The sequence below is a fragment of the Roseomonas sp. WA12 genome (assembly GCF_054165765.1).
In genome coordinates this window covers 3,417,588-3,442,849 of the sequence record NZ_CM135108.1, presented here as the reverse complement: position 1 = coordinate 3,442,849, position 25,262 = coordinate 3,417,588, and the positions used below count along the sequence as shown (strand labels likewise).

Here is a 25,262-nt window from a genome sequence, read left to right as displayed (position 1 = left end):
GCTGCCATGCGAGTGGTATCCCATCTCGCGCTGTCCGTATTTCGGTGAGCCGACAATCTGTGTAGAACAGAGGACAGAGAGGGGACGCGCCATGCTCTGGGAAACGATCATGGCGCCGCCCGGCCTGCCGTCCCCAAGCCCAATGATCGTCCGGGCTCAGTCGATCCCGGCGCGCCACCAGTTTCCGGAACACGCCCATTGCTGGCACCAGGTGGTCTACGCCATCTCGGGGGTGCTGACCGTCGCGGTGGAGGGGCGCTCCTTCGTCATCTCGCCGGAGCAGGCGGTTTGGTTGCCGACCGGCCTTTCGCATCGCGTTGGATCCCTGCTCGGGGCCGAGTTCCGCAGTCTCTGGATCGCCGAAGAGGCCGGAACAGGCCTGCCGGACAGCCCCACCGTCTTCAGTGTCCTCCCACTGCTGCAGGCCCTCATCGTTGAAGCCGCAGCGATCGAGGGCGAGGACGGCGCCGACGGCTATTCGGGCCGGATCACCGCCCTCATTCTCGACCAGCTCCGGCGCGCGAAATCTCTCCCGTGCTCGCTCCCCTGGCCACGCGGCGGCTCCGTGCTCACAGTGTGCGAGGCCCTCTACGCCGATCCGGCCGACCCGCGCGGACTGGAGGAATGGGGCGCGGAGCTCGGCATGTCCGGGCGGACTCTGGTCAGGCGCTTCGAGGCCGAGCTGGGCATGGGCCTTCGCTCCTGGCGCCGGCGCCTGCGGCTGTTCAAGGCAATCGAATTGCTGGGCGGCGGCCTCGGGGTGACCCAAACGGCGATGGAACTCGGCTACGGCTCGACATCCGCTTTCGTGTACGCTTTCCGCACCGAAATGGGATGCGGTCCTCAGGCCTATATAAGGGGGCGACTGCCCGGCTGCCGTTCGTCCTCTGCTAATTCGGCCCTCCTTGATGAGGCTTAGTGCTCGCCGCAGGGCAGGAGGCTGCCGTCCGGTTCCGGCAGTGCGGAGAGACCATGTGAGCGGGCGCGGACACATGAGGAACCTCGTCCAGCGTCGAACGGCAGGCTGGGACCGGACCGCAACCCTCGCGCAGCGCCCGCCACCACCTGCCCTCCACCCGCGTTAGTCGGGGCGTCCCATCGGGAGAGCCGATGGGCGCGCGCGGAGAGGAGCCATCGTGAACAGGATCGACGAGATGCCGCGGTGGCGCCTGATCGTTACTCGCACCTTGCGGCAGGCCTGGGTGCGGGCCGCGATCTACTGCGCCGCCGGCGTGCTCACGGCTCTCCTCGCCTGGCGCTTCCAGTTCAACGTGCCGGACGATTTCGCCCTGCAGGTCGGCGCCGATGCGGTGGGCAATGTGCTGAGCATTGTCGCCGCCTCGATGCTGACCGTGACAACCTTCTCCCTGACCGTGCTGGTGAACGCGCTCGGCTCCGCCTCCTCCGGCATCACTCCCCGTGCGACCACCCTCTGGAGCGAGGACCGCCGGGCCCACAATGCGCTCGCCACCTTTCTTGGCGCCTTCATGTTCTCGATCGTGGGAATCATCGCTCTCTCCACCCGCAGCTACGGGCCGGGCGGGCGACTGGTGTTGCTCGGCGCGACGGTGGTGGTGATCGTCCTGATCGTCGTGACCCTGCTGCGTTGGATGCAACAGCTCACCGTCTTCGGTCGAGTGGGGGAGACGATCCGCCTTGTCGAAACGGCTGCCTCCAAGGCCCTGCTGACCCGGCGGAACCGGCCCCATCTCGGCGGCGTGCCGCCGGACCCAGCCCACCGCCAGTCTAACCCGATCTTCCCCAAGGAAATCGGCTACGTCCAGCATATCGATATGCTGGCGTTGTCGCGCGCGATGCACGGGCAGAACGCGCCGCTGGACGTGGCGGTCCTGCCAGGCGCCTTCGTGCACCCGGCCACCCCGCTGGCCTGGGTGCCCGCAGGATCGGGCCCGGGTCAGATCGAGGCCGTGCGCGATGCCTTCATGCTGGGGCACGAAAGGAGCTGGGAACAGGACCCGCGCTTCGGGCTGTCTGTGCTGGCCGAGATCGGGTCCAAGTCCCTCCCGCCCACCGCGGCGGATTACGGCACCGCCATCGCGGTAATCGGCGCCGGGCTGCGGGTGCTTGCCCAATGGGTGCCCGATCCGGCTGCGCCCGCGGCAAAACCTGAATACCCTCTCATCCGCGTGCCGGGCCTTTCCACGGACGACCTGCTTGAGGACTTTTTCCAGCCTCTGGCCCGAGAGGGTGCTGGGATCGTGCAGGTCCCGGTCCGCCTTCTGAAAGCACTCGCCGCCCTGAAGGCGCTTTCCCCCGAATGCTTCGGCGAACCGGCGCGTCGCGCCTCGTCCCTCGTGACGCAGCACGCCGAGCTGGCCCTGGTGCTTCCATCTGAAAAAGCAGCCGTCGTAGCCTTGGCATTGCACGGTTAGCGCCCAGTCATCCCTCGTGGATGTCGTTAGCCGAGCGGCGTGCCACTAAGGACGTGGCCAACAGCGTCTGCTTCCATTGATGTGGCAACAGCCCGTTGCGCTGGTCTGACGCAGCGCGACGTTACTGGCCGTCGAGCCATCCTGCTTCGCGTTCTTGCTCGCGACTCCAGGCAGAGCTGGACGTCTCCGGCCACAGGTATGCGCCTGCACGCTGGAGGGACGGACCCTGTCCGGAAAAGCTGATGGGCGGACGCTTCTAGTCAATAACGTCCGCCGTCACGTCCAGTGGGGCTGCGACCACGTCACCCGCGACGGGCACGATCTTGACCACGGCGCTGGTTGCCCGGAACGGTAGCGCCACAATGCCGCACCCGGCCAAGCCAGCCGCGGCGGTAACGAGGAGCGCAAGGCGCACCAAACGGCCGGAAAGCATCATAGCTGATCTCCTCTACTTCCAGGTTGAGCAACGCACCACGGTACTGTCCGCCCGTGTGTGCAGGATCTGATCACGCTTGAGGTGATCCGAGGTTCCGTTGAAGTGTGCCTGCAGCCTTGGCCTAGGCACAAGGTGGCTGCGGCGCTGGACGGAATGGTCACCGTAGGCGCCACAGCCTGCTGCTTCGTTCTTGCTGGTTTGCTGGACTTACTCCGGCAAAGTCACGCGTACGAAGCGGTTGCCCAAGTCATCTGCGTTCCGTCCGTGGGAACTGCTGACATGCCAGGATGCTCGCTAGAACTGCCGCTACGCTTATAGCTTCACCCCTCCCGCATCGGCGGGGGTTCGAACGGGAAGAAATGCATGTCGTGGCCTTTAGCGATTGTCGCAACCCGAGCCATTGCTTCGGAGAATGGCATACTCGCAAAGGGGGCGAGTTGATCGGCTTCCGCCACGGCGTCGAAGAAGCCTTGATGGAGCTGGTTGGAGATGCTGAGGATCCGAGCGGGATTGGCCGTGCGGTTGTAGAAGGCGTGCAGCCCGTTGATCGGAACGATAACCGTTTCCCCTAATGTCGCCGGAACCCATTCCTTCCCGCGATCGCTGATCTGTAAGAAATCGACCTCGCCTGTCAGGACGTAGAAGACCTCGGCATAGGGATGGCTATGCAACGGTACTCCGTCACCGGGATCCAATGTCATCTCGAACATGGACAGTGCGTGACCGGAATCCCTGTTCTTCACCTTCCAGGTGAAGCGCACTCCCGCAATGTCGAAGCCCTCGCCCTCGTCACGGGCGAGTTTCCGAATCCCGCCGCCGGCGGGAATCTGTCGCAATGCTTCCACTATGCTCTCCACTGGCCTGGGTTGGTCGTAGGGTTAAAAATGCTCCGCTACTGCGTCATCAAATCCGACAGCGCAGTTCAGGGCCGGCGCGAAGACCACCTCGGCCTGGGACCGGCACCAAGTGCAACGTCAATTCACACAAGCGAGTCAAGCCCGCACGCCGGTTGTAAGAGCCATCGATGTCATGTGTCTGACGGGTCGGTTCGGTGCTGGTCATGTCTCGTCGGCCTGAAACTCGTGTTGCGCGCTGGCCAATGCGCCGCAGGCGGTGTGGCCTGTTCGTGCTCAGCTCACAACAGGCGGCGTGCTCACCGTTCCTTTGCAGCAACGCTCAGCTCAGTTCAACGAGCACGATCTCGGTATCGTCGATTGCGTCGATGGTGAGATGCGCTTCGTCGGTCACGGCTGCTCCGTCACCCCGGCCCAAGGGCATGCCGTTCAGCACGATGCGGCCGGGCGTGGTGACCAGATAGGCCGAGCGGCCCTCCACCAGTTCGTGTGTCGTGGTTTCACCGGCGCGCAGCGAGACGCCGAGCAGCCTAGCATTGGCGTTGATTGGCAGCGCTCCCGTCTCGGCCGGATCGCCGCTTGCAAGCGCGACGAAGCCGCTGCCGCGTTCGCCGCGAGGGAAGCGGCGTGTACTCCAACGGGGCTCGGTGTCGAGGGTGCGGGGCGTAAGCCAGATCTGGAACAACCGGGTGGGCACGCCCTCGGCATTGTACTCGGCATGGCGGATTCCACGGCCGGCACTCATGACCTGAACGTCTCCCGCCCCAATGCGCCCCTTGTTGCCAAGGCTGTCCTCATGGGTAATCGCACCCTCGCGGACATAGGTGACGATCTCAACGTTCCGATGTGCATGCAGCGGGAATCCGGAGGTCGAGGCGATCTCGTCGTCGTTCCAGACGCGCAAGGCACCGAGCGCGCCGTGCACGGGGTTGCCCATTCCGCCAATGGCGACGTGCAGCCGGGTTTTCAGCCAATCACGATCGGCGCCCCCAAGGGTGGCGAAGGGGCGGGGCGTGATCATTGATCGTCATCCTGTTTCGGAGCGGCGGGAGTTGGCGAAGCGGGTACTCCGGGCCGCCGCGGGGTGACCGGCCCGGTGCTGGACCGGGCCGGTCATGTCGGGCGATGTCAGACCTGCGCCTCGCCTCCATCGACGAAGAACTCGGTGCCGGTGACGAAGCTGGCGTCGTCAGAAGCGAGGAACACCGCGGCGCGGGCCACCTCCTCCGGCTCGCCAACGCGGCCCAGCGGCACCTTGGTCCCGAGATGGTCGAGCAGGCCCTGCTGCTGCGCCGCGTCCGGGCCCGCCAGTCCCACGAGGCCCGGCGTGCGGGTCGGGCCGGGGCTGAGCGTGTTCACCCGGATACGGCGGTCCTTCAGGTCGAGGATCCAGTTCCGCGCGAAGGCGCGCACGGCGGCCTTGGACGCGGCATAGACGCTGAAGCCCGGCGTTCCGACGCTGGCCGCGGTGGAACCTGCAAGGATCACGGATGCACCGTCAGCGAGCAGAGGAAGCGCCTTCTGCACCGTGAACAGCACGCCCTTGACGTTCCTGTCGAAGGTCTCGTCGTATTGCTCCTCGGTGATGGAGCCGAGCGGCAGCATCGAGCCGCCGCCGGCATTGACGAACAGCACATCGATGCGGCCGGCCTGGGCCTTGATCTGCTCGTAAAGGCTGCTGAGCTCGGCGAGGTTGGACGCGTCCGACCGGATGCCGCTGGCCCTCGGGCCGATAGCGGCGATGGCGGCATCGAGCACATCCTGACGGCGGCCGGTGACAAAGACCTGCGCACCTTCGGCAGCAAACTGCTTGGCGGTGGCGAGGCCGATGCCGCTGGTCCCCCCCGTGACGACGGCGACCTTGCCCTCAAGTTTGCGAGACATGTCCGGAACTCCATGCTGGTTGGCTGCACGGAAGATGTCGTCAAAGCCGGGCTTTCAAAATAGAAAGGTACGCAAGGCAACCTTGCAGGATTGTGCATGTCGAACCTGCCAGATTTCGAGGGCTTGGCCATGGTCGCCAAGGTCGCGGAGGAACGCTCCTTCGCCGGGGCCGCCCGCGCGCTGAACGTCTCGGTTCCGACGGTGTCGCGGGCGGTGAGCCGGCTGGAGGAGCGCTTAGGCGGCCGCGTCTTTAACCGGACGTCGCGCAGCCTGGCACTAACTGATCTCGGCCGCTCCGTCGCGGAACGGGCAGCACGGATCCTCGCCGAAGCCGAGGAGGCCGAGAACTCGGCCCGCGACCTGTCGAACCGGCCGAAGGGAACGATTCGGCTGGCAGTGCCGATGTCGTTCGGCCTGCGCTGGGTCGCGCCGCTCATGCCTGCCTTCCTGCGGCTGTATCCGGAGATCAAAGTCGATCTTCACCTGGGTGATGCGCAGGTTGATGTCGTGGGCGACGGCTTCGACGCCGCGCTGCGGATCGCAGTGCTGGAGGAGTCGTCGCTGGTCGTCCGCCGGCTTTGCCCGATGGGGCGTTCGGTGGTTGCCTCCCCCGCCTACATCGCGCGCTATGGGCGACCGCAGCATCCCGGCGAACTGGGCGCACATCACTGTCTCGGCTACGCCTACAAGCCAAGGCAGGATGTGTGGCACTTCACTGGACCGAAGGGGGAACAGGTGCTGGTTACGCCATCGGGTCCTTTGCGCGTCACCAATGTCGATGCGCTGATGCCGACGGTTTTGGACGGTCTCGGCATCGCGGAACTGCCGGAGTTCATCGCCAGCGAGTACCTTGCGAGCGGCCGTGTCGTGGAAATCCTGCCGGGCTGGACGCTCGCCTCCGGCGGGCTCTACTTCGTGACCCCGACAGCGCGGAACCGTCCAGCGAAGGTCGAAGCGCTCGCAGCGTTTCTCACGCAGAGGCTTTCCACTCCACAGTGGGTCTCCTCCCCGAACCGCGCGTCCTGAGCGGCAACGGTGCGAAGGCAAGTTGGTTAACTTCCTGTTCCCCCGCGCGGTTCACCAGAAGATGCGCTCCAAACTCCCCGGATAACCGTTGTTTGGGATGGATCTGAACGGCGTTAGAAGCGGCGCGCAGACCTCCCCTCGGCGCCTCTCAACCCGGCAAGGCGCGCTCAGAGATCAAGCTGCCCTTGCAGCCGAATGATCAGGGCGTCCGAGAAAACGATGCTTCCTCGCCGACCATATCCCGCCGCTTCGGTCAGCAGGAAACGTGCCTCGGCCCGATTACCGGGAAGATGAAGTTGCGCCAGGAGCGCCAGGCCGAGAGGCTGAAGCAGCCCCGCCCCCATCTCCTCATACGCGCGGAGGCCGCGGCGCAGTTCTGCCTCGCCGGCGGGCCGGTCGTACAAGGACCCGCTCGCCCACCCTCCGAGGATGCTGGCCCAGGCCGACCAGTAGGCGAAGTCCTGGGCCGCCGCGATCGCCCGTAGTTCCTCCGCCGCGGCCAGCGTCGCCTCCGGCTGCCCGGCAAGCTGAGTCAGGACGCAGCGGAAGGCCAGGGCGAAGCAGAGGCTGTGCGCATGTCCCAGCCCACGTGCGGCTGCCACCGCCGCCGCGTCCATGGCGAAGGCTGCGTCGGCATCCCCTTGGAACCATAGCACCCATCCCAGATGCGCCCGCGCCAGAACGGCAGGATCCGACCCGTAGTCGAAGCGATGCGGCTCGTCCCGCGCAGGATCATAGAGCTCAAGCACGCGCTCGAGGTGCCGGTGTGCCTCCGCATAACGGCCGAGATAGAGGAGCCCGAGCCCGAACGGGCGATGCGCCTGGAGAAGCGCGGCTTCGTCCCGCTCGCCCACCATCAGCGCCATGATGCGCTCCCCGATCGCGTGGCCCTCCGCCACGGCGCCGCGGACGAGGTGGAAGGTCTGCAGGCCGCGCAGGGTTCGCAGCAGCAGCGGCCGGTCGTCCAGGCGCAGGGCGGCGGCGTGGGCGGTCGCGAAGGCCTCGCCCACCTGTGGGGCCGCGTTGCCTCGCACCAGCGTCGCCTGTGCGGCCAGCCCGATATGCAGCCTCGCTTCCAGCGCGTCCCGCGCCGGTCCCTCCGGCATGTTCGGCAATTGCGCGACGGCGGCGCTGAAATGACCGCCGGCCTCGCCATGTGCCCCGGCGCGGCCGGCGCGAATGGCGGCCCTCTCATAGGCCGCGATCGCCTCGGCAGCGGCCCCGCCGGCCGCGAGATGACGTGCCAGCAGTTCCGGCCGGGCTGCCACCGTCTCCGCGAAGCGGTCCGGGAGTAGCCGTCCGAGTGCGAGGTGCAGGCTGGCGCGTCGGCTCCGGAGCAGGGTCTCGTAGGCCATGTCGCGCATCAACTCGTGTCGGAAGGAATAGCCGGTCGGGGCCTCCGGCGGGCCTTCCGGCTCCATCAGCCCCGCCTCCACCAGCCGGCGCAGCGGCCGCCTCGTGGCTGGCAACCCCACCGCTTCGGCCAGGGCCGTCAGCATGTCCTCCCGGAAGGAGCGCCCGATCACGGCCGCGAGCTGGGCGACGGCTTTGGCCTCGGGCAGCGCGTCGAGCCGGGCAGTGAGGCCAGCCCGGAGGCTGAGCGGCAGCTCCGCCTCGGCCAGCACGTCCCGCGCGGCTTCCACCAGGAAGATTGGCACGCCGCCCGCCCGCGCGATGATGCGGGCGAGGAGGCTGGGGTCCACCCCCTCGGGCGCGGCCGCGGCGGCAAGGTGACGCGCCGCCGCATCGCCCAGAGGGGCCAGGCGCAAGGTGAGGGGGGCAGGGCCGGGCAGGCCGTGCCCCTCCGGGCGGCGGGTCAGCAGCAGCAGCCCGGGCGTGTCCGGGGCGGCGACGCTCTCGGCGAGGCTCCGCAGCACGGAGAGGGTGCTGTCGTCGGCCCAGTGGATGTCCTCCGCGATGAAGAGGGGCACCGGGCCGGCAGCGGCCTGCAGCGCGGCGAGGAGGGCCGCCATGTTGCGCCGCCGGCGCCGGCGCCCGGCCGCCTCCATCTCGGCTGCCTGGGCAGGCGAGGCGAGGTCCAGCAGGACGGCCAGGGGGGCGGCGTGATCGGTGCCGGAGAGGCCGTGGCGCGTCAGCCAGTGCCCGAGCGCCGCACGGGCCTCGGCGGGAGTCGCGCGCGGCGGAATCCCGGCCGCAGCGGCGATCCAGGCCAGCAGCGGGCGGAAGGCGCTCGCCTCCTCCTGCGCGTTGCAGGCGATCGTCACTGCGCCCTCTCCCGGGGCACCGAGCCGGGCACGGAACTCCTCGATCAGCCGGCTCTTCCCGTGGCCTGGCTCCGCCTCGACGAGCACCGTGGTGCCAGCGCCGGCCTCGGCGTCCCGCCAGGCGGAAAACAGGCTTCGCAACTCGTTCTCCCGCCCGACCAGGGGCAGGGCGGCGGTGGAGGGCACGAGGGCCGATCCGGCGGGAAGCTCCGCCTCCACCCGGTGGGCGAGGACGGGCCGGGGCAGGCCGGGCAGTTCTATTTCCCCGCAGGAGACATAGCGGAACCGGCGCGGCGCGAGCCGCCGGGTGGCCTCGCTCGCCAACACCTCCCCCGGGGCGGCCGCGTGCTGAAGGCGCGCGGCAACCGTCGTCGCCTCGCCGACCATGGCGCCGGGCTCCCCCGCCGCCCCGTGGCCGAGGGTGGCGACGACGAGGATGCCGCTGTGCACGGCCACCCGGACGCGAAGCGCGATGCCCAGCCGGCCGCGCAGCGCCTCCACCTCCGAGACGAGCTCCAGCCCGGCCCGCAGGGCCCGGGCGGCATCATCCTCCCGCGCGGTGGGAAAGCCGAAGCGCGCCAACAGCCCGTCCCCCTGGTGCTGGGACAGGCTGCCGCCCTGCCGCATCACGGCCGCACCCGCCGTCTCGCGATAGGTGAGCAGGACGTATCGCAGGTCCTCGGGGTCCAGCCGGGCTGTCAGGGCGCTGGACTCCACCAGGTCGGCGAAGAGGACGGTGACGGGCCGGCGCTCGCCGGCCTCGGCCGCGACGGCCTCAGCGGGTGGGCGAAGCCGCTCGCCGCAAGCCCCACAGAAGCGCATGCCCTGGAGGTTCGCGAAGCCGCATGCGGGGCAGGGTGGGACCGGGGTCAGGTGGCTATCTCCGGCAGGCGGCAACACGGCGTGATCGTGATCGTGATCGAAATCACCGCGCCGCAACAGCCAGCGCTGCTACCTTCATTGCAGATAGAGGAGGAATCGGCTCTGGCCCCGGACGGCTCTAACGGCAGAAATGACGGCGTGTCGGCTCTCGATCCCGTGCTTCGCGCGGCGGCCCTTGCCCTTGCCCTGGCGCCGCCTCAGGCGGAGTTCGGGGTGCTGGCACGGATTCCGAAGGGCGCTGCCGTCCGCGCGCGGCCGGATGTCCGCTTCGGCCATGCGGTGCGGGAGGCGGACGGGGTGATCCTGCCGCCGGATGGCCAACCCCCGCGCGCGGATGGCGCGATCTTCGCGGCGCTGCGGATCGACCTGACGGCGCTGTCCCGGGTCGGCTTCGGCGGCCTGCTTCCGCAGTTGCTCGAACGGCTTGAGGATCTGGCCCAGGAGGGCTGGGACATGCAGGTGGAGAGCCTGCCAGGAAGCCCCTTCTCCACGACGCTGGAGGCGATCCACGCCAGCCCCGAACACCTGTCGCTGCCGGGCGGGGCGCTGGACGGTGCGGGCGTACTGGTCGGCGTCGTGGATTTCGGCTGCGCCTTCGCCCATCCGGCCCTCCGGCAGGGCGCGGACGGGCTGGGTGGGACACGGCTGCGCCTGCTCTGGGACCAGAATGGCCCGACGGCGCCGGAAGCGGCGCTGCCGGGCCACTTCTACGGCACGGCCGAATTGGATGCCCTGTTGGCAGGCGGCGATCCCTATCCGGCCGGCGGCTACATGCCCTGGGAGAACGGCTACGAGGCCGAGCCGACTGGCCGCCCGCCGAGTGAGCTGGAGCGCCGCCTCTCCATCCACGGCACCCATGTCCTCTCGATCGCGGCGGGTCGGCGGCCGGCAGAGGGGGCCTGGGCCCGGGGCACCCCGGCCGGTGTGGCGCCAAGCGCCGCGCTAGGCTTCGTGCATCTGCGCCCCCGCGCCCTCGTCTCGGAGGGCGACGCCGTGGACGTCTTTGACGGTGTCTGCGCCCTCTTCGACCTGGCGACGCGGGAGGGGATGCCGGCCGTCGTCAACCTCAGCGTCGGCGCCAATACAGGGGCGCATGACGGGCAGGGGCTGATGGACCGCGCGCTGGACGCGCTGCTGCAGGCGCCGGGGCGCGCCATCACGGTGGCGGCCGGGAACATGCGGGATGCCGGGCTGAACCGCTCGGGCAGCGTGACGGCGGAGCGTCCGGCAACGCTGCGCTGGCGCTTCGAGGCCGGCGACCCCACCCCCAACATGCTGCGGATCTACGCCCCCATGCAGGAGGGGATGCCCGCGCTGGACCTGGCGCTGGGCCGGCCGGGGGGCACCCCGGATTCCGCCCTGGCGCCGGCGGCCCTGCGCGGCCAGGCCTCGCTGGTGCTGAAGGATGCCGAAGGGGTGAAGGAGATCGGCACCGCCGCCAGCACCACACGCCCGCCGACGACCGAGGTGCCGCTCCAGCACTTCGAACTGCGTCTGCGGCCCTCCGGCGCAGAGGAGGTCTGGCAGGTGACGCTGAGCCTGGGGCCCGACGCGGCCTCCGCTCGCGTCTTCTTCGACGCCTGGATCGAGCGCGACGACCTGCGGCGGCACAGCGGCTCGCGCTTCGAGCCGCCGGATCCCGGGGAGGAGACGCTGAACGCGAATGACGGGCCGGGCTGCTCCCTCGGTTCCCTGGCCTGCGCGGACGGGCCAGTCTGCGTCGCGGCCCTCTCGCTGCCGGATGGCGGGCCGGCGCCGTTCAGCTCCATCGGAGGCACCCGGATCGGGGGGGAAAAGCCGGATGTGGCGGCACCTGGCGTGGCCGTCGCCGGGGCCTCCGGTCTCGGCGGGCTGCGCGATGCGGCCGGCCAGACCTTCGCCGCCAGCATCCGCATGAGCGGGACGAGCGCGGCCGCGCCCCAGGTAGCGGGAGTGGTGGCGCTGATGCTCCAGCTCCGGCCACGGCTGACGGCGCAGCGCATCTGCGCCATCCTGCGCGCGACCGCGCGGAACCAGAAAGGGGAGACAGGGGCGGAATGGCAGCGGGACATCGGCACCGGCCGGGTGGATGCTGCCGCCGCCCTGGCCATGGCTATGGATGAACCGGAATGAGCGAGTTGGGCGTGAGTCCTGCAGGAAGGCTGATCGGCGGCTCCCCGCCGCTGCACCGGCCGATGAAGGTGACGATCGGCTACACGCAATCCTGCAACCTGAATTGCCGCGTCTGCTACGCGGACTGTACGCGGGAGCCCTCTCCGCGGGAGCTGCCCGCGGCAACCTGGATCCGCCTGCTCGACGAGTTTTTCGAGGCCGGGGTGATCTCCGTGATGATCGAGGGCGGGGAGCCGCTGCACCGCCCGGACGTGCTGGAGGTGATCGGCCATGCCGCGCCGCGTGCGATGACCCGGCTGCGGACGAACGCGACGCTGGTGGACGACGCCATGGCGGCCCGGCTGAAATCCATCGGGCTGGGCGACGCCATGGTGGACCTGCTGGGTGCGACGCCAGAGACGCACGATGCGCTGACAGGCGTGCCCGGCAGCCATGCCCGCAGCATCGCCGGCATCCGTGCGCTGCGCCGCGCCGGGCTGCCGGTGACGGTGCTCGCCATCATGAATCGCGGGAACCACCAGGAGCTGCAGTCGCTGCTGGAACTCGCGAAGGCGGAGGGCGCGGAGGCGGTGGGCGTGTTGCGTCCCTATCCGCTGGGCCGCATGCGCCGGGACTGGGCGGAACTCTCCCTCTCGCTGGAGGAGATGACCGCCGCGATCGCCGCGCTGCGTCCACCGGAGGGGTTGCGGCTGATGCAGTCCTGGCATCCGAACGACGCGAATTGCTGCTGGCAGATGGCGGCGGTGAACGCCTATGGCCGTTCCATCGGCTGCATGTACCTCCGCGAGTACGTGGACTACGGCGATGTCACGAGGATGCCCTTCCTGGAGACCTGGGAGGACCCGCTCTACCGCCATCTGCGCGCGGGAAAGGTGGAGGCGAGCTGCGGGGGCTGCGCTTCCACCCAGCACACACATGGCGGCTGCCGCTCCACCGCCTTCGCCTTCCACGGCCGCTGGGACGCGCCGGACCCGTTCGATTCCGGACTGAACGGCGGCGTGGACCTGCGGGTTCTGCCCCCGCCGATGGCGGCCGGCGATCCAGGGACGAAGGGGGCCGGCGATGCGCCATGAGCGCGCGCCGGGGCTCCGGCTTCGTCCCCTGCCCGAGCTGGGCGCCTGCCTCGCCTACATCCCTGCCGCACCGCGGCTGCACCAGCTGAACGCGACGGCCTGGCTGATCCTCGAGCTTGCGGATGGGCGGGACGATGCGGCGCTGGCAACGGCCTTCGCCGAGCGCACCGCACAGGCCCTTTCCGCCCCGGCTGCGGGACGCACGCTGGAGAACGGGCTGGCGGAGCTGCGCGCCTGCGGGCTTCTGCACCGCCCCGCCGAACCGAACACCGAGGAGAGAAGTCCGCCATGACCGAACCCTTCAACCCCGATGCCGCCGAGGCACTGCTGCGCGCGCAGGGCCGGGTAGCGCCTGCCAGCGCCACGCCGCTCGTCTCCGTCGTGCGGAGCGGCGAGCAGTTCCTGATCCTGCCGCCGGACGGGAACGCGGCCGATCTGGGCCCGCTCGGGCGCCTCGTCCTTGAATGGGGTTACGAGGTCCCGCGCGAGCGCCATGCCGAGTTCCAGGCCTTTCTCCGCGACAGCAACGGCCTGCTCAGCGCCTCCTCCGTACCGGGGCTGCGCTACCTCGGCACCTACACCGTGTTTCAGCAGAGCGAGCGCAGCCTCGGCAGCTTCCGCACGCTCTGGGATTTCCAGCGCCTGTCGCAGATGGAGGATATGAGCGCGAGGGCGGCGGATGCCCGGGACGAGTGGGGCCAGGCGGTCAAGGCACTGATGGCGTTCCGCGATTCCGACTACGCGGCCGGGCGCAGCCAGGTCATTCTTCAGCTGGCGGCCGCGACCATCATCTGAGCGCCGTCGGGGGCCGGAGCCGCGCCGCCTCCCCACCGGGCGGGGCGCCGTAGCCGGCCGCCACCTCCGCTTCCAGCAGGGCGGGCCTCGGCAGCACCAGGCCTCCCCTGGTCATCTCCGTCATGCCCTCCCGCCCCATGGCGCTGAGCGTGCGGGAAACCACCTCGCGCCGCGTACCAATGCGCGCGGCCAGTTCGTGGTGCGGCGGCGGCGGGGAGACAATCCGCCCGCCGCCCTCCCGCGGGCGGGAGAGGCGCAGGAGCAGCGCCGCAAGCCGGGCCCGCACCGGCAGCACGGCAAGTTCCAGCAGCCGCTCATCCTTCTGCCGCACCAGCGCGGCAAGGCTCCGCATGAGGTGGTGAGAGGCTTCGGGCGTCGAGAGGGCGAAGGCCATGAAGGGCGCCGCCGCGATCGTGCAGAGGCGGGTGCGCGTGAGCGCGACGATGCTGACCGAGCGATAGCCGCCGTCGATCGCCGCGATCTCGCCGAAGATGTCGCCGGCGCGCAGTTCGTTCAGGATCATCTCGTGGCCGCCGCTGCTGCGCGAGAGCACGCGAAGCTCGCCCTCCGCGACGAGGCTGACTTCCTGCGTCAGGTCGCCCGCCTCCAGCACCGTCTGCCCGGCCGAGAAGCCGCGCCATCGCGCCGCGGCAGCCAGGGGTTCCAGCGCGGCGCGGCCGAAGGGCCGGAAGAAGGCGAGTTGATCTAGCTGGTCCATCGGGCAGGGCTCATCCAGCCACAGTGCCGACGCCGCGGGGCGCCGTAAACGCATGTCCATCGAACCCCTGTCTATCGAACTCCTGTCCATCTCCGGGCATCCCCTCCCGGCGCAGGGGACCCGCGCCCAGGAACCAGTCTCTGTCCCCGGAAGGTGGCGCGCTGTGACTTTCGGCACCGCGCGCCGCGGGGTGGAAGGGCCAGCTTCGCGGCCTTCCGCAAGAGGTGCCAGATGACGCCGCACGCTCGCCCATGCTTGCCCGACCGGGTGAAGCCCGTTCTCTCCCGGGATACCGGACCGGCCCCCGTCGTGCCGCGCCCGCCGTTGCGCTTCCGGGGCTGGGCGGTGGTCGGGGGTTCCTTCGTGGTGCAGGCGCTCTGTTTCGGGGCGGTCTACTCCTTCCCCGCCTTCGCCGCCTCTCTGCAGGCCAGTTTCGCCACTTCGGACGCTTCGGTCAGCCTCATCTATGCGGTCAGCGGCGCGATGGTCTTCGCCATGGGCGCGGTGAGCGGACCCCTCGCGGATCGCTTCGGTGCGAGATTACCGATCGCGCTCGGGATGGCCGTCATGGCGGCCGGCTTCTTTCTCGCGGGGGTGGCGCAGGATTTCTATCAGGTGCTGCTCTGCTACGGGCTGCTTGTGGGGGCCGGCGCGGGCCTGGCCTATGTGCCGGCGGTCGCGGCCGTGCAGCGCTGGTTCGTCGTCTGGCGCGGCCTGGCCTCGGGCATCGCAACCTCGGGGGTGGGGGTTGGCACCGCGATGGTTCCCGTCTCGGCCTCGCTGCTGGCTCTCTGCGGGGACTGGCGGGTCTCATTCCTGATCGCGGGGAGCTTCATCGCGGTCATCGGGCTACTGGCGGCCCAACTCCTGACCCGCTGGCCCGAGGCCTGCGGGATGGGGCCGGACGGCACGACACAATCCGCCCGGCCGGACCCGGCATCATCGCTGGAAGGTGCGCGGCTCCGGGAGGCACTGCGCGGCCGGCGCTATGCCCTGTTGCTGGCGGGCAGCCTTCTGCTCTCCGTCCCTGTGGCGCTGCCCTATGCAGAAATCGTGGCAACGGCGCGCGGGGCAGGGCTGGCCGCCTCGGATGCGCTCTGGCTGCTGAGCCTGGTCGGGGTGGGCTCGATTCTCGGCCGGCTCGTCGTCGGCACCCTGGCGGACCGAGTGGGGCGCGACCGCATCCTGCTGGCCTGCTGCCTCGGGGTTGCGGCGTCGATGGCGTGGTGGGCGGAGGCGCGCAGCGCCATCGGTTTCATCGCCTTCGCGCTCGGCTTCGGCCTCGCCCAGGGCGGGTTCGTGGCGCTGCTGCCGAGCGTGGTCGTCGATCTCTACGGCCGTCGCTCTGCAGGCGCACTGATTGGCGTGCTGTTCACCGGGCGCGCGCTCTCCGTGCTTCTGGGAGCCCCCGCCATGGCCGTCCTTGCGGAGACGACCGGCCATGCTGTCCCGCTCTGGACCGCCTGCGGCCTGGGCCTGCTCGGCACATTCCTGTTATCGCACGCCCTACGGCAGGGGTGCGGGCCGCGCGATGCCGCGCACCTCAGCCCTGTTCCTGCGGCGTCCTGGCCGAAGGCCATGCCCGGAGATTCGGACCAAACCTACAGGAACGGGCGCCCGCTGCAGATCTGAGCCGGGAGCGCCATTCCCTCTCGGCCGGCTTGCTGCCGCAAGTTCCATGACCGCCCAAGCAACCGTTCCCACACCTGCTCCGCTCCATCTGCCTGCGCGACGCCGTCCAGCCGCTCGGGGCGGCCAATGACGCAACGCGTGCCGCTCGGAAGGATTGGCAGTGCTGGTCTGGCGGCCTGAAAACCTGACGGATCTCCCTTCGGGAGCGCGCTTGGCTTCAGCGACGGCCTATCACGGCCCAGAGCGGATCACCTGCAGCCGGTCGGTGTGTCTGTCTCTCGATGGCTGCGAACCCGGCCGCTGCCATGTAGGCGGCCACGAGGCGTTGCTGCTCCTCGCCACCGCCGAGCGCCTGCCAAATCGCGACTGCCTTGGTTGGGAAACAGCGATTGCTGAAGGAGACGACGAAGGGAGCGCCCGGCCGCAGCACCCGGGCCACATCACTGAACACTGCGACCGGCTGCTGAAGATACTGCACCGAGACGCAGAGACAGGCTGCATCGAAAGCAGCATCCTCCAATGGCAGGATGGGGTTGCGATTGAGATCCTGCGTGAAGCGATGCGACAGGCGTGGGTTCGCTGCGAGCTCGGCTGCATTCATGCCGTGCCCGGTCACCTCGCCGTAAGCGACCTCCTCAGGCAGGTGGCTGACCCAGCTGCTCATCAGGTCGAGAATGCTTCCGCCCGCCGGCAGCACCGAGCGGTACAGCGACGTCACGGCGGCGATTGCGCCATCGTCGATGTGCGTCACGAAGCGCGGTTGCTGGTAGAAGAGATCGTCGGGCGACGAATCGGCTTTGCGGAAGGCTTCGGGCGGTAAGTCGAGGGTCTGCGGCATGGTTGCGATATGGGGCCTCTGCCTAGTCGCGGAAGGAGGCGGGGGAGGATCGGCCAACCCATCCGGCTTTACGACGGTCATGGCTTTCTCTGGTCAGGCCCCTGGTGGTCGTAGACCTGGCGACCGAGCGCACATGCCCGTCCCGCCACTCAGCTTCGTCCTGCGTCCGGTGGCACCCGGTCCTCCTGACCAGCTCCTCGCCGAGATGGCGGCGGTGATTTCCGGACAGGCGCTTTAGAAAGCCATGTCGGCCTTCTGAGTATCACCTGGACACCGCTGCCGGCCTGGAGCGTCCGGCGAGCGCGCTGTCGAACGCCTGTGGCTTCCTCTTCCTCGCCGAACGGGTAGGATCGCGGCATGTCCAGCACCACCGATCCCGCACCCCTGCAAGCACTTCCCCCGCCGGGCGGGGGGAAGCGCGAGCTTTTCTGGACCCTTTTCGGCGCAGCGGTTTGCGCCGTCCTGCTCGCTGGCATGGCGATCTTCATGGTGCCGAACATCGCGAGCGACTGGCAGGTGAGGGGGGCGGCCCAGCCCGTCGCGGATGGGCGGGTGGTCAAGGGCCGCTGCAGCACGCGCCTGGTGATTACCACCTGCGACGCCACGCTCTCGCTTCTCGGCAAGTCCGGCCCGATCACGCGCGATGTCGATCTTCTGTTCCTCGGCGTCGGCGGCGGCGACTACACCGTCTCCGTTCTCGCGGATCCGGCACGGCCCGAGCTGGTGACAACCGATCTGGGCCTGGAGCGGCTCTGGAACCGTACCCTCACCGCGCTTGCGATCGGTGCTCTTCTGCTGGTTGGAGCGATCGTCCCTATTACCACACTCCTGCGGCGCCGGCGTGGCGTTGCCTGAGAGGGGTAGAGCGATAGGAGCAACGAGAGCTTGCTTCCTCGCTGCATGCGCCTGAGAAACCGTCGCCGGGTGCTCCAGGGCTTCCCCACAGGGCAGGCAAGCCTCGGCACCTTTCCCATATCCGGTCGCGGCGGCTTGTGACGAGGCAGAGGCCGCCCGCCTGTGGCGCAGAGCAATCTCGGCAAGCTCTACGCCGAGGGACGCGGCGGGCTCAGGCGCGACATGAACGAGGCGGCCCGGCTTTGGCGTTTCCCCGCCGACGGCGGAGTGGCCGAGGCCCGCAACAACCTGCGCCGGGCCGGGCGGAGCTGATTGTCGTGGAGGGGAGTGTCAGCCTCAGCGACCCTCCTCTTTCACGGCTCGGCCATCCTTCCTGCACCAGCCTGACCTAAGCTAGTTTCTGGCTTTCCCACCACCGGCGTTCCGCCGTGGCCGCAGCGGCCCGAAGAAGCCGCTCCACTCCATGCCCATGGCACTCGCCCGCTCGGCGATCAGGCTTTGGCCGTGCAGCAGTCCCGAGATCGGCGCCGCGAGCAGTTCGGGGTCGTTCAGCGCCTCGGCAACCTGCCGACCTCGCCATCGGAACAGCCCGAACAAGCATGCGAGCAGAAGGATGAGGCCCCACGACGTCAGGCCCGTCCCGAGGATGTAAACTCCGTAGGGCGGCGACAGGGCAGTGCTGATCATTGGGAGCACAATGAGCGAGCCGGCCAGGACGAGCAGGAAAACCAGCAGCTCGAGAGGCAAGCGGCGATAGACGCGTAGCGCTGCATTGAGGTCCTCGACCGAGGACTGGTCGAGCCGCAGCGGCGAAGTTGGGTCAGGAGAGTGCAACGAAGCCTCCGATCGGCGTGAATGAGCGGGCCCGGCAGGTCCATGCGTGCAGCTGCTCGGAAGGAGATTTGGACGTTAGTGCGACGATGTGGCCGTGGCCCAGAGAGGGCTGAAGTCAAACCTTCGTATTCGGAAGGGCCCGACGCCTTTGGAAGCTCGACTGGAAGCGCCTGGCCGTAACACCGAGGACCCGTATCGGCGCTGGCAGAGGCGGCAATATAATTTCTTGGTTTGCGCGCTATCGCGAAGGCTGGGCGCGCGGCGGCCGCCCGCAATGTCCTTATCCGTGGCGCCAATCAGGTCTCCGGCAACAGGAGGAGTTCGCGCATGGGGTGCTCCGGGCGCCCGGACGATCTATAAGCGTGTGTTCGTTCTTCGTTCTGGACGCTTCGGAGTTGCCCTGAGCCATGCCCCCGTTCTCCCCAGACCCGGGCGGGTCCGATGACGGAGCGTGGAGCAGGGGTGGGTATGCCGTGGTCGGAGTATTGGACGGGTGCAACACCGACGCTCCACCGCTGTCCGGTTGGATCCTGTGACCTCCCGCAAGATCATCCACGTCGACATGGACGCCTTCTACGCGTCGGTGGAGCAGCGGGACGATCCGGCGCTGAAGGGTCGTCCCCTGGCAGTGGGCGGCTCGCGGGAGCGCGGAGTCGTGGCGGCGGCCAGCTACGAGGCGCGTGCTTTCGGGGTGCGTTCAGCCATGCCATCCAGGACGGCGGCCCGGCTCTGTCCCGATCTGGTTTTCGTCCCGCCACGCTTTGATCGCTACCGGGAGGTATCGGCCCAGATCCGGGAGGTGTTTCTCGAGCACACACCGCTTGTGGAGCCGCTCTCGCTCGACGAGGCCTATCTCGACGTTACCGAGAACCGAACGGGGCTGCCCACCGCGACGGCGGTCGCCCGTACGATCCGTGCCGAGATCCTCGCCCGGACCGGGCTAACCGCCTCGGCGGGGGTCTCCTACAACAAATTCCTGGCCAAGCTCGCGAGCGACATGCGCAAGCCGAACGGGATGTTCGTCATCACGCCCGAGCAAGGACCGGGCTTTGTCGAGGAACTGGCGGTCTCCCGGTTCCACGGGGTCGGGCCGGCAACGGCGGCCCGCATGGAGGTGCTCGGGATCCGCACAGGGCGGGACTTGCGCGATCGCAGCCTCGCCTTCCTGCAGCAGCATTTCGGCAAGGCGGGCGCCCACTTCCACGCCATCGCGCGAGGCGAGGACCACCGGCCCGTGGTGCCGGACAGGCCTCGCAAGTCCTCCGGCTCCGAGACAACCTACGACCGTGACCTGGCCCGCCCCGAGGAGGTGGAGGGCGGCATCGGGGTGCTCGCTGACGAGGTCTGGGCGTGGTGCGAGAGCACGGGGCAGCGGGGGCGGACGGTGACGGTGAAGCTGCGCTGGGCGGATTTCCAGCAGGCCACGCGAAGCCGCACGCTGCCGAGCCCAGTGAGCGACCGCGCGGCGCTGGTCCGGATTGCGCTCGAGCTCCTGCGCAGTCTCTACCCTCTCACGCGCAAGGTGCGGCTCCTCGGCGTGACGGTCTCCGGCTTCGATCACGCTCCGAGCCGAAACCCGAGCGGGGAGCAGACGCGCCTCGAATTTGACGCGAAAAAGTAGCGCCGAGCGCGCCTAGCTTATCCTGCCGAACGGAGCGAAGCGCACAGCGCGCCGGGCTTCTCTCCTCATGCCATCCTGACTGGTCCTCGTCAGGGCTCCGGGTCGTAGACCACCCGATGACCGGGGCCGATCAGGAACCCCAGCCACGCCGTCAGCGAGGCGCCTGCCGTGACGAGGTCATTGCTGCCAGGGGGTCTTCTCCCAGATCTGGCGATAGCGAGCTTCCTGCGCCGGCATCTGCGCCTCCCACTCCGCACCGGGCAGATAGGCCATGGGCAGCTCCAGCTGCCGCGCCTTCTCCGCCCATTCGGGCTTGGAGACGATGCGCGCAATCGCTCCCTGCAGTTGCAGGGCGATCTCGTCGGGCACGCCGCGCGGCGCGCCGACGCCGCGCTCGCTCGTCATGATCACGTCGTGGCCCGCCTCGCGGAAGGTCGGCACGTCCGGCATCAGGTCCCAGCGGTGCTCGCCCATGCCGGCCAGCGGCCGCAGCGGTGGCTTCTCCTGCCCGAGCATGCCGATCTCACCGAGGTTCAGCCCGGCCACGTCGATGGTGCGGGACAGAACGGCGTTCTTCACCAGCCCCGCCCCGGCATAGGGCACGTGGATGAACTCCGTCCCCGTGGCCGCCTGGAACAGGGTGAGGCCGAGATGGTCATCCGTGCCGACCCCGGATGAGCCGACGCTGATCGCGCCCGGGCGGCGCTTCGCATCGGCCACAAGGTCGGCAAGGGTCCTGTACGGCGAGTCCCGGTGCACGACGAAGGCGGTCGGGTCGTCCACGAGGCGGGCGATGGCGCGGATCTTCGTGCGGTCGTAGCGCACGCGTCGCTCGATCGGTACGGAGAGGTAGCCCGGCGTGTTCAGCCCGCCGATGGTGTAGCCGTCCGGCCGCGCGGCCTGAATGGCGGCATAGGCCGTTTCCCCGCCCGCGCCAGGGCGGTTGTTGATGATGAAGTTGGCGCCCGGCAGCTCGGCCGCCATGAACAGCGCGAGCGCGCGCAGCATCACATCCGTGCCCCCGCCAGGGGCGAAGCCGACGATGATCTCGATGGGCCGCCCGGCGGGCCAGGGTGCCTGCGCCAGGGCGGGGCGGGCGAGTGCGGAGGCGGCGAGCGCCGCCCCGGTCGCCAGCACGGTTCGGCGCTGCAGGGGGCATGGGGGGGATAATTGGTGCGTCACTCGGCGTTCCTCCTCGTTCTTTTTCTGCTTCCTGCCGCGTGGCTCGCTACCCTGAGGCGCTCAGGCCGCGGGCAGGAGGTCCGCGGGAAGTCCGCCCGGCACGACCACCGCGCCTTCCAGCGCGGGCAGGTGGCCGGCGAGCACCGCGATGATGCTTTCCGCCGCGCCGCAAGCCATGCCGGCCGCGCCCCGCGGCGTGTTGGCGGCCAAGTGCGGAGTGGCCACCACGCGCGGATGGGTGCGGAAGGGGCTGCCCTCCTCCAGCGGCTCCATCGCGAAAACATCCACGCCCGCCCAGCTCAGCTGCCCGGAGTCGAGGGCGGCGAGCAGCGCGTCCTGGTCAACGATGCCGCCCCGGGCGGTGTGGACGAGGATCGCGCCGCGCGGCAGCAGCGCCAGCTCCGCCGCGCCGATCAGGTTGCGCGTCTCCTGCTCCAGCGGCAGGTGCAGGGACAGGACCTCGGATTGCCGCAGCAACTCCGGCAACGCTTCGACCCGCTCCGCGGGGCCGGAGAGCGGGCCTGCGGGCAGCAGGGGATCAAGGGCCAGCACGCGCATCCCGAAGGCGGCGGCCATGCGCGCGACCTTCGTGCCGATGGCGCCGTAGCCGAGGATGCCGAGCGTCATTCCGTCGATGTCGCGCGTCATGCGGGAGGTCTTCTCCCACAGCCCGTCCCGCATCCCGGCGGTGACGGAGGGCAGGTCCTTCAGCATGGTAAGCATCAGCGCCATGGCGTGCTCGGCGACGGAGCGGGAATTGGCGCCCGCCGCGCGTGTCACGGTCAGGCCGCGCGTGCGGGCGGCGGGAATGTCGATCCCGTCGATCCCCGCGCCGTGGCGCGCCAGCACCCGCAGCTCCGGCGCGGCAGCATCCATCACCGTGCCGTCGATGCGGCCCTGCCGGTGCAGAATCGCCACCGGCCGGTGCTCCCGGATGGCGGCGAGAAGCTCCACCTCGCCCGGGTAGCCGCTGGTGCAGCGGACGGCGTAGCCCGCCTCCTCCAGCATCGTGACGGCTTCCTGCGCCAGCCAGGCGGCGGAGACGAGAACATTGGGACGCGCGGCGCTGTCGGTCATGGATCGGCTTCCTGGAGAGAGGGGGAGGGGGCTCTAGTCGAGCCCTTCGCAGCCCAGCTTGCGGAGCGAGACGTCCACCCAGGACGCGTCATGAGTGCCGGCGGCGATGTTCGCCATCTGCCCCTCCTCCGCGGCGTGCTTCGCGCTGGCGGCGGCGTGGATCGCCTCCGCCTCCTCGAAGGGGACGCAGAGCAGGCCATCATCGTCGCCGAGGACGAGGTCGCCCGGCGCGATGACCATGCCGTCGATGGCGACCGGCACGTTGATCTCGCCCGGGCCGTCCTTGTAGGGCCCGCGATGCGTGACGCCCGCGGCGAAAACCGGGAAGTCCTGCGCGCGGATGGCGGCGCTGTCGCGGATGGCGCCGTTGATGACGACACCGGCGAGGCCACGGCGCACCATCTGCGCCAGCATCAGCTCGCCGATCAGGGCATTGGTGAGATCGCCGCCCGCATCCACCACGATCACGTCGCCCGCCTGCGCGAGGGAGATGGCCTTGTGGATCATCAGGTTATCGCCAGGGCGTGTCCGCACCGTCAGGGCGGGGCCAGCGAGGACCGCGCCGGGGGCCTGCATCGGCCGCAGCCGCGCGCCACCGGCGGTCATGCGCGACATCACGTCGCTGACATTCGCGACGGGAAGGTCACGGAAGTGGGTGACGAGGGTGGCGTCAACCTGACGGATGCGCCGATGGATGCGGAAGCCGATCGCCACGGCCGTCCTCCCGGATGCGGCGCGGTTCCGCGCCCATTTGTTGACACCGATCTTTCCGCGGTGCCAGAACGGCACCAAGAAAATGCAACGTCGTTTCGAAATAACCGAACGGGAAAGGGAAGCGCAAGTGTCCTGTCACCAGACCCACCGCATCGCCCGCCGCGCCCTTCTCGGGGCCGGGCTCGCCACGCCCTTCGCCGGGCTCGCGCGCTCTGCCCTGGCCCAGGGAACAAATGCGGGGGAGTACCCGTCCCGGCCAGTCCGGGTGATCGTGCCCTGGGCGCCGGGCGGGGCTGTGGACACGCTGGCGCGCCGCATCGCCCAGAAGCTGACGGAAGCCATGGGCCAGAGCTTCGTGGTCGAGAACAGGTCCGGCGCCACCGGCACGATCGGCGCCAGTGAGGCCGCGCGCGCCGCGGCGGACGGCTACACGCTGATGGCGATGGACAACACCTACGCCATGCTTCCCTACCTTTTCAGCCGGCTGCCCTTCGATCAGGCGACGGCCTTCCAGCCGGTCAGCGTCACGGCCTTCTCGCCGATCCTTCTCGCGGTTGGGGAGAAGTCGTCCCATCGCGATCTCGCCTCTCTTATCGCTGCGGCGAAGAAGGATCCGGAGAAGCTCACCTACGGCACGGGAGGCAACGGCAGCGCCCCGCACTTCGCCACGCTTGCCTTCGAGCGGGCGGCGGGAGTGAAGCTCTACCACGTGCCCTTCCGCGGTGCGGGGGAGGCGGTGATCGGCGTCCTCTCGGGCAATGTGGACCTGGTGATGATTTCGCCCGGCTCGGCGCTGGGGAACATCCGCGGCGGCCAACTGCGCCCGCTGGCCATCAGCGGCGAGCACCGGGTGGCCGCCCTGCCTGACGTACCGACCTTCGCCGAGGCCGGTCTGCCGGGCTTCAGCGTGATCAACTGGTCGGGCTTGGTGGCGCCGAAGGGCACGCCGGACGCGATCGTGGCGCGGCTGCACGGCGAGATGGCTCGCGCCCTCGCCGCACCGGACATGAAGGGCTTCATCGCCGATCTCGGCTCCGAGCCCGGTGGCATCCCCTCTGCCGCTTTCTCCAGGTTGTTGACCGAGGAGGCAGCACGCTGGCGCGAGATCGCGGCTTCCGGCGGCATCGAGCGGCAGTAGGGGCGCGACGATGAGCTTCTTCGCCCCGCCGCCGCGCATCGAGACCGAGGTCTTCACGCGCCTGCCCGACCGGTATCGCAAGGCCCGGCGAAGCGCCTGGAGCGACGCCAACCGCGCGGGCAAGCCGGTGGACAGCTTCCTCGAGGGTCCCTCCTTCGACCGGCAGGGGCGGCTTTACGTCACCGACATCCCCTTCGGCCGCGTCTTCCGCATCTCCCCCGAAGGGGAGTGGGAGCAGGTGGCCGAGTATGATGGCTGGCCGAACGGGCTGAAGATCCACCGCGACGGGCGCATCTTCATCACCGACTACAAGCGCGGGATCATGCTGCTGGATCCCGGCAGCGGCGCGGTAACGCCCTTCCTGGAGACGGCGCGTTCCGAGAGCTTCAAGGGCGTGAATGACCTCGTCTTTGGGCCGGGCGGCGAGCTCTACTTCACGGACCAGGGGCAGACCGGCCTGCAGGACCCGACCGGGCGGGTGTACCGCCTGGGCAGTGATGGCCGCCTGGACCTCCTCATCGATACGGTCCCCAGCCCGAATGGCATCGTGGTCGCGCCCGACGCCTCCTTCCTGCTGGTGGCAGTGACGCGGGCCAACCAGATCTGGCGCCTGCCGCTGCACGCAGATGGCAGCGTGACGAAGGCGAGCATCTTCTGCCACCTTCACGGCGGCCCTAGCGGCCCGGACGGGCTGGCACTGGACGCGGAAGGCGGCCTGCTGGTGGCCCATGCGGGCTTCGGGACCGTCTGGCGCCTCTCCCCACGGGCCGAACCCCTGGCGCGCATCGCCTCCTGCGCCGGCTGGTCCACCACAAACCTCGCCTTTCGCCCCGGCACGGGGGAACTCCTTGTCACCGAGTCCGAGACCGGGAGCGTCCTTCGCGCCGTGCTGGAGGTGCCGGGCCTGCCGCTCCACTCCCACGCCGGCTGATAGGTCGAGGCATGGCCGGCCGGCTTGCCGTGCCGCGGGGCG

At 69.4% G+C, this 25,262-nt stretch carries 24 protein-coding genes; 13 read left to right on the top strand and 11 right to left on the bottom strand.

Features of this window, described 5'->3' with window-relative positions; all coding sequences use genetic code 11:
* Positions 1 to 109 precede the first annotated feature (109 nt).
* Both ACVBD7_RS16475 and ACVBD7_RS16470 read left to right on the top strand, forming a co-directional pair.
* Positions 110 to 919, top strand: coding sequence for a helix-turn-helix domain-containing protein (locus ACVBD7_RS16475; protein WP_458094318.1), 810 nt, complete (start codon positions 110 to 112; stop codon positions 917 to 919).
* 217 nt (positions 920 to 1,136) lie between these two features.
* A complete protein-coding gene (locus tag ACVBD7_RS16470) occupies positions 1,137 to 2,393 on the top strand; it encodes a DUF2254 domain-containing protein (RefSeq protein ID WP_458094317.1) in 1,257 nt (418 codons plus the stop codon).
* A 256-nt stretch (positions 2,394 to 2,649) separates the two neighbouring features.
* On the opposite strand, the gene ACVBD7_RS16465 is transcribed toward ACVBD7_RS16470, so the two are convergent.
* From ACVBD7_RS16465 to ACVBD7_RS16450, 4 genes are all read right to left on the bottom strand, one after another.
* Positions 2,650 to 2,829 carry a DUF6726 family protein gene (locus tag ACVBD7_RS16465; RefSeq protein ID WP_458094316.1) on the bottom strand — a complete coding sequence of 60 codons (180 nt, stop codon included), beginning with the start codon at positions 2,827 to 2,829 and terminating at the stop codon, positions 2,650 to 2,652.
* A gap of 320 nt (positions 2,830 to 3,149) precedes the next feature.
* Positions 3,150 to 3,674: a cupin domain-containing protein gene (locus tag ACVBD7_RS16460; protein ID WP_458094315.1), complete on the bottom strand. Its 525-nt coding sequence runs from the start codon at positions 3,672 to 3,674 to the stop codon at positions 3,150 to 3,152.
* A 331-nt stretch (positions 3,675 to 4,005) separates the two neighbouring features.
* Entirely contained in the window at positions 4,006 to 4,704 is a 699-nt protein-coding gene (locus tag ACVBD7_RS16455) for a pirin family protein (RefSeq protein ID WP_458094314.1), read from the bottom strand.
* 107 nt (positions 4,705 to 4,811) lie between these two features.
* Positions 4,812 to 5,567, bottom strand: a complete 756-nt coding sequence (locus tag ACVBD7_RS16450; RefSeq protein WP_458094313.1) for an SDR family oxidoreductase — start codon at positions 5,565 to 5,567, stop codon at positions 4,812 to 4,814.
* 96 nt (positions 5,568 to 5,663) lie between these two features.
* Between ACVBD7_RS16450 and ACVBD7_RS16445 the strand changes: the two genes are divergently transcribed.
* Entirely contained in the window at positions 5,664 to 6,593 is a 930-nt protein-coding gene (locus ACVBD7_RS16445) for a LysR family transcriptional regulator (protein ID WP_458094312.1), read from the top strand.
* A 167-nt stretch (positions 6,594 to 6,760) separates the two neighbouring features.
* Here ACVBD7_RS16445 and ACVBD7_RS16440 read toward each other — a convergent pair whose 3' ends face one another.
* Entirely contained in the window at positions 6,761 to 9,640 is a 2,880-nt protein-coding gene (locus ACVBD7_RS16440) for an AAA family ATPase (protein WP_458094311.1), read from the bottom strand.
* Positions 9,641 to 9,838: 198 nt separating this feature from the next.
* On the opposite strand from ACVBD7_RS16440, the gene ACVBD7_RS16435 reads away from it, so the two are divergent.
* The 4 genes from ACVBD7_RS16435 to ACVBD7_RS16420 are packed head-to-tail and all read left to right on the top strand — an operon-like array spanning position 9,839 to position 13,680.
* Positions 9,839 to 11,812: a S8 family serine peptidase gene (locus ACVBD7_RS16435; RefSeq protein ID WP_458094310.1), complete on the top strand. Its 1,974-nt coding sequence runs from the start codon at positions 9,839 to 9,841 to the stop codon at positions 11,810 to 11,812.
* Positions 11,809 to 12,885, top strand: a complete 1,077-nt coding sequence (locus ACVBD7_RS16430; protein ID WP_458094309.1) for a radical SAM/SPASM domain-containing protein — start codon at positions 11,809 to 11,811, stop codon at positions 12,883 to 12,885. The genes ACVBD7_RS16435 and ACVBD7_RS16430 overlap by 4 nt, the downstream gene beginning before the upstream one ends.
* Positions 12,875 to 13,177 carry a PqqD family protein gene (locus ACVBD7_RS16425; RefSeq protein ID WP_458094308.1) on the top strand — a complete coding sequence of 101 codons (303 nt, stop codon included), beginning with the start codon at positions 12,875 to 12,877 and terminating at the stop codon, positions 13,175 to 13,177. Before ACVBD7_RS16430 ends, ACVBD7_RS16425 begins: the two co-directional genes overlap by 11 nt.
* Positions 13,174 to 13,680, top strand: a complete 507-nt coding sequence (locus ACVBD7_RS16420) for a hypothetical protein (protein WP_458094307.1) — start codon at positions 13,174 to 13,176, stop codon at positions 13,678 to 13,680. Before ACVBD7_RS16425 ends, ACVBD7_RS16420 begins: the two co-directional genes overlap by 4 nt.
* Here the strand turns inward: ACVBD7_RS16420 and ACVBD7_RS16415 are convergent.
* On the bottom strand, positions 13,673 to 14,398 hold the full coding sequence (locus ACVBD7_RS16415; protein ID WP_458094306.1) for a Crp/Fnr family transcriptional regulator: 726 nt from the start codon (positions 14,396 to 14,398) through the stop codon (positions 13,673 to 13,675). The two genes, ACVBD7_RS16420 and ACVBD7_RS16415, sit on opposite strands and share 8 nt — an antisense overlap.
* Before the next feature lie 231 nt (positions 14,399 to 14,629).
* Here ACVBD7_RS16415 and ACVBD7_RS16410 point away from each other — a divergent pair, with 231 nt between their 5' ends.
* Positions 14,630 to 16,030 carry an MFS transporter gene (locus ACVBD7_RS16410; protein WP_458094305.1) on the top strand — a complete coding sequence of 467 codons (1,401 nt, stop codon included), beginning with the start codon at positions 14,630 to 14,632 and terminating at the stop codon, positions 16,028 to 16,030.
* Positions 16,031 to 16,247: 217 nt separating this feature from the next.
* Here the strand turns inward: ACVBD7_RS16410 and ACVBD7_RS16405 are convergent, their stop codons facing one another.
* Positions 16,248 to 16,868, bottom strand: a complete 621-nt coding sequence (locus tag ACVBD7_RS16405; RefSeq protein WP_458094304.1) for a class I SAM-dependent methyltransferase — start codon at positions 16,866 to 16,868, stop codon at positions 16,248 to 16,250.
* 357 nt (positions 16,869 to 17,225) lie between these two features.
* Here ACVBD7_RS16405 and ACVBD7_RS16400 point away from each other — a divergent pair, with 357 nt between their 5' ends.
* Positions 17,226 to 17,723 (top strand): hypothetical protein, encoded by a 498-nt coding sequence (locus ACVBD7_RS16400; protein ID WP_458094303.1) that lies wholly within the window; start codon positions 17,226 to 17,228, stop codon positions 17,721 to 17,723.
* Positions 17,724 to 17,885: 162 nt separating this feature from the next.
* Entirely contained in the window at positions 17,886 to 18,035 is a 150-nt protein-coding gene (locus ACVBD7_RS16395; protein WP_458094302.1) for a hypothetical protein, read from the top strand.
* A gap of 81 nt (positions 18,036 to 18,116) precedes the next feature.
* Here the strand turns inward: ACVBD7_RS16395 and ACVBD7_RS16390 are convergent, their stop codons facing one another.
* A complete protein-coding gene (locus ACVBD7_RS16390) occupies positions 18,117 to 18,557 on the bottom strand; it encodes a hypothetical protein (protein WP_458094301.1) in 441 nt (146 codons plus the stop codon).
* A 562-nt stretch (positions 18,558 to 19,119) separates the two neighbouring features.
* Between ACVBD7_RS16390 and dinB the strand changes: the two genes are divergently transcribed.
* Positions 19,120 to 20,178 carry a DNA polymerase IV gene (gene dinB, locus ACVBD7_RS16385; RefSeq protein WP_458097713.1) on the top strand — a complete coding sequence of 353 codons (1,059 nt, stop codon included), beginning with the start codon at positions 19,120 to 19,122 and terminating at the stop codon, positions 20,176 to 20,178.
* Between the two features lie 177 nt (positions 20,179 to 20,355).
* On the opposite strand, the gene ACVBD7_RS16380 is transcribed toward dinB, so the two are convergent.
* The 3 genes from ACVBD7_RS16380 to ACVBD7_RS16370 form a co-directional block, all read right to left on the bottom strand.
* Positions 20,356 to 21,315 carry a tripartite tricarboxylate transporter substrate binding protein gene (locus tag ACVBD7_RS16380; protein ID WP_458094300.1) on the bottom strand — a complete coding sequence of 320 codons (960 nt, stop codon included), beginning with the start codon at positions 21,313 to 21,315 and terminating at the stop codon, positions 20,356 to 20,358.
* Positions 21,316 to 21,420: 105 nt separating this feature from the next.
* Positions 21,421 to 22,437, bottom strand: coding sequence for an NAD(P)-dependent oxidoreductase (locus ACVBD7_RS16375; RefSeq protein ID WP_458094299.1), 1,017 nt, complete (start codon positions 22,435 to 22,437; stop codon positions 21,421 to 21,423).
* A gap of 33 nt (positions 22,438 to 22,470) precedes the next feature.
* The gene (locus ACVBD7_RS16370) at positions 22,471 to 23,151 is read right to left on the bottom strand and encodes an RraA family protein (RefSeq protein WP_458094298.1); all 681 of its coding nucleotides are present in this window, start codon (positions 23,149 to 23,151) and stop codon (positions 22,471 to 22,473) included.
* A gap of 127 nt (positions 23,152 to 23,278) precedes the next feature.
* On the opposite strand from ACVBD7_RS16370, the gene ACVBD7_RS16365 reads away from it, so the two are divergent.
* Positions 23,279 to 24,289 carry a Bug family tripartite tricarboxylate transporter substrate binding protein gene (locus ACVBD7_RS16365; protein ID WP_458094297.1) on the top strand — a complete coding sequence of 337 codons (1,011 nt, stop codon included), beginning with the start codon at positions 23,279 to 23,281 and terminating at the stop codon, positions 24,287 to 24,289.
* A gap of 10 nt (positions 24,290 to 24,299) precedes the next feature.
* Positions 24,300 to 25,220, top strand: a complete 921-nt coding sequence (locus ACVBD7_RS16360; RefSeq protein WP_458094296.1) for an SMP-30/gluconolactonase/LRE family protein — start codon at positions 24,300 to 24,302, stop codon at positions 25,218 to 25,220.
* The last annotated feature ends 42 nt before the right edge of the window (positions 25,221 to 25,262 follow it).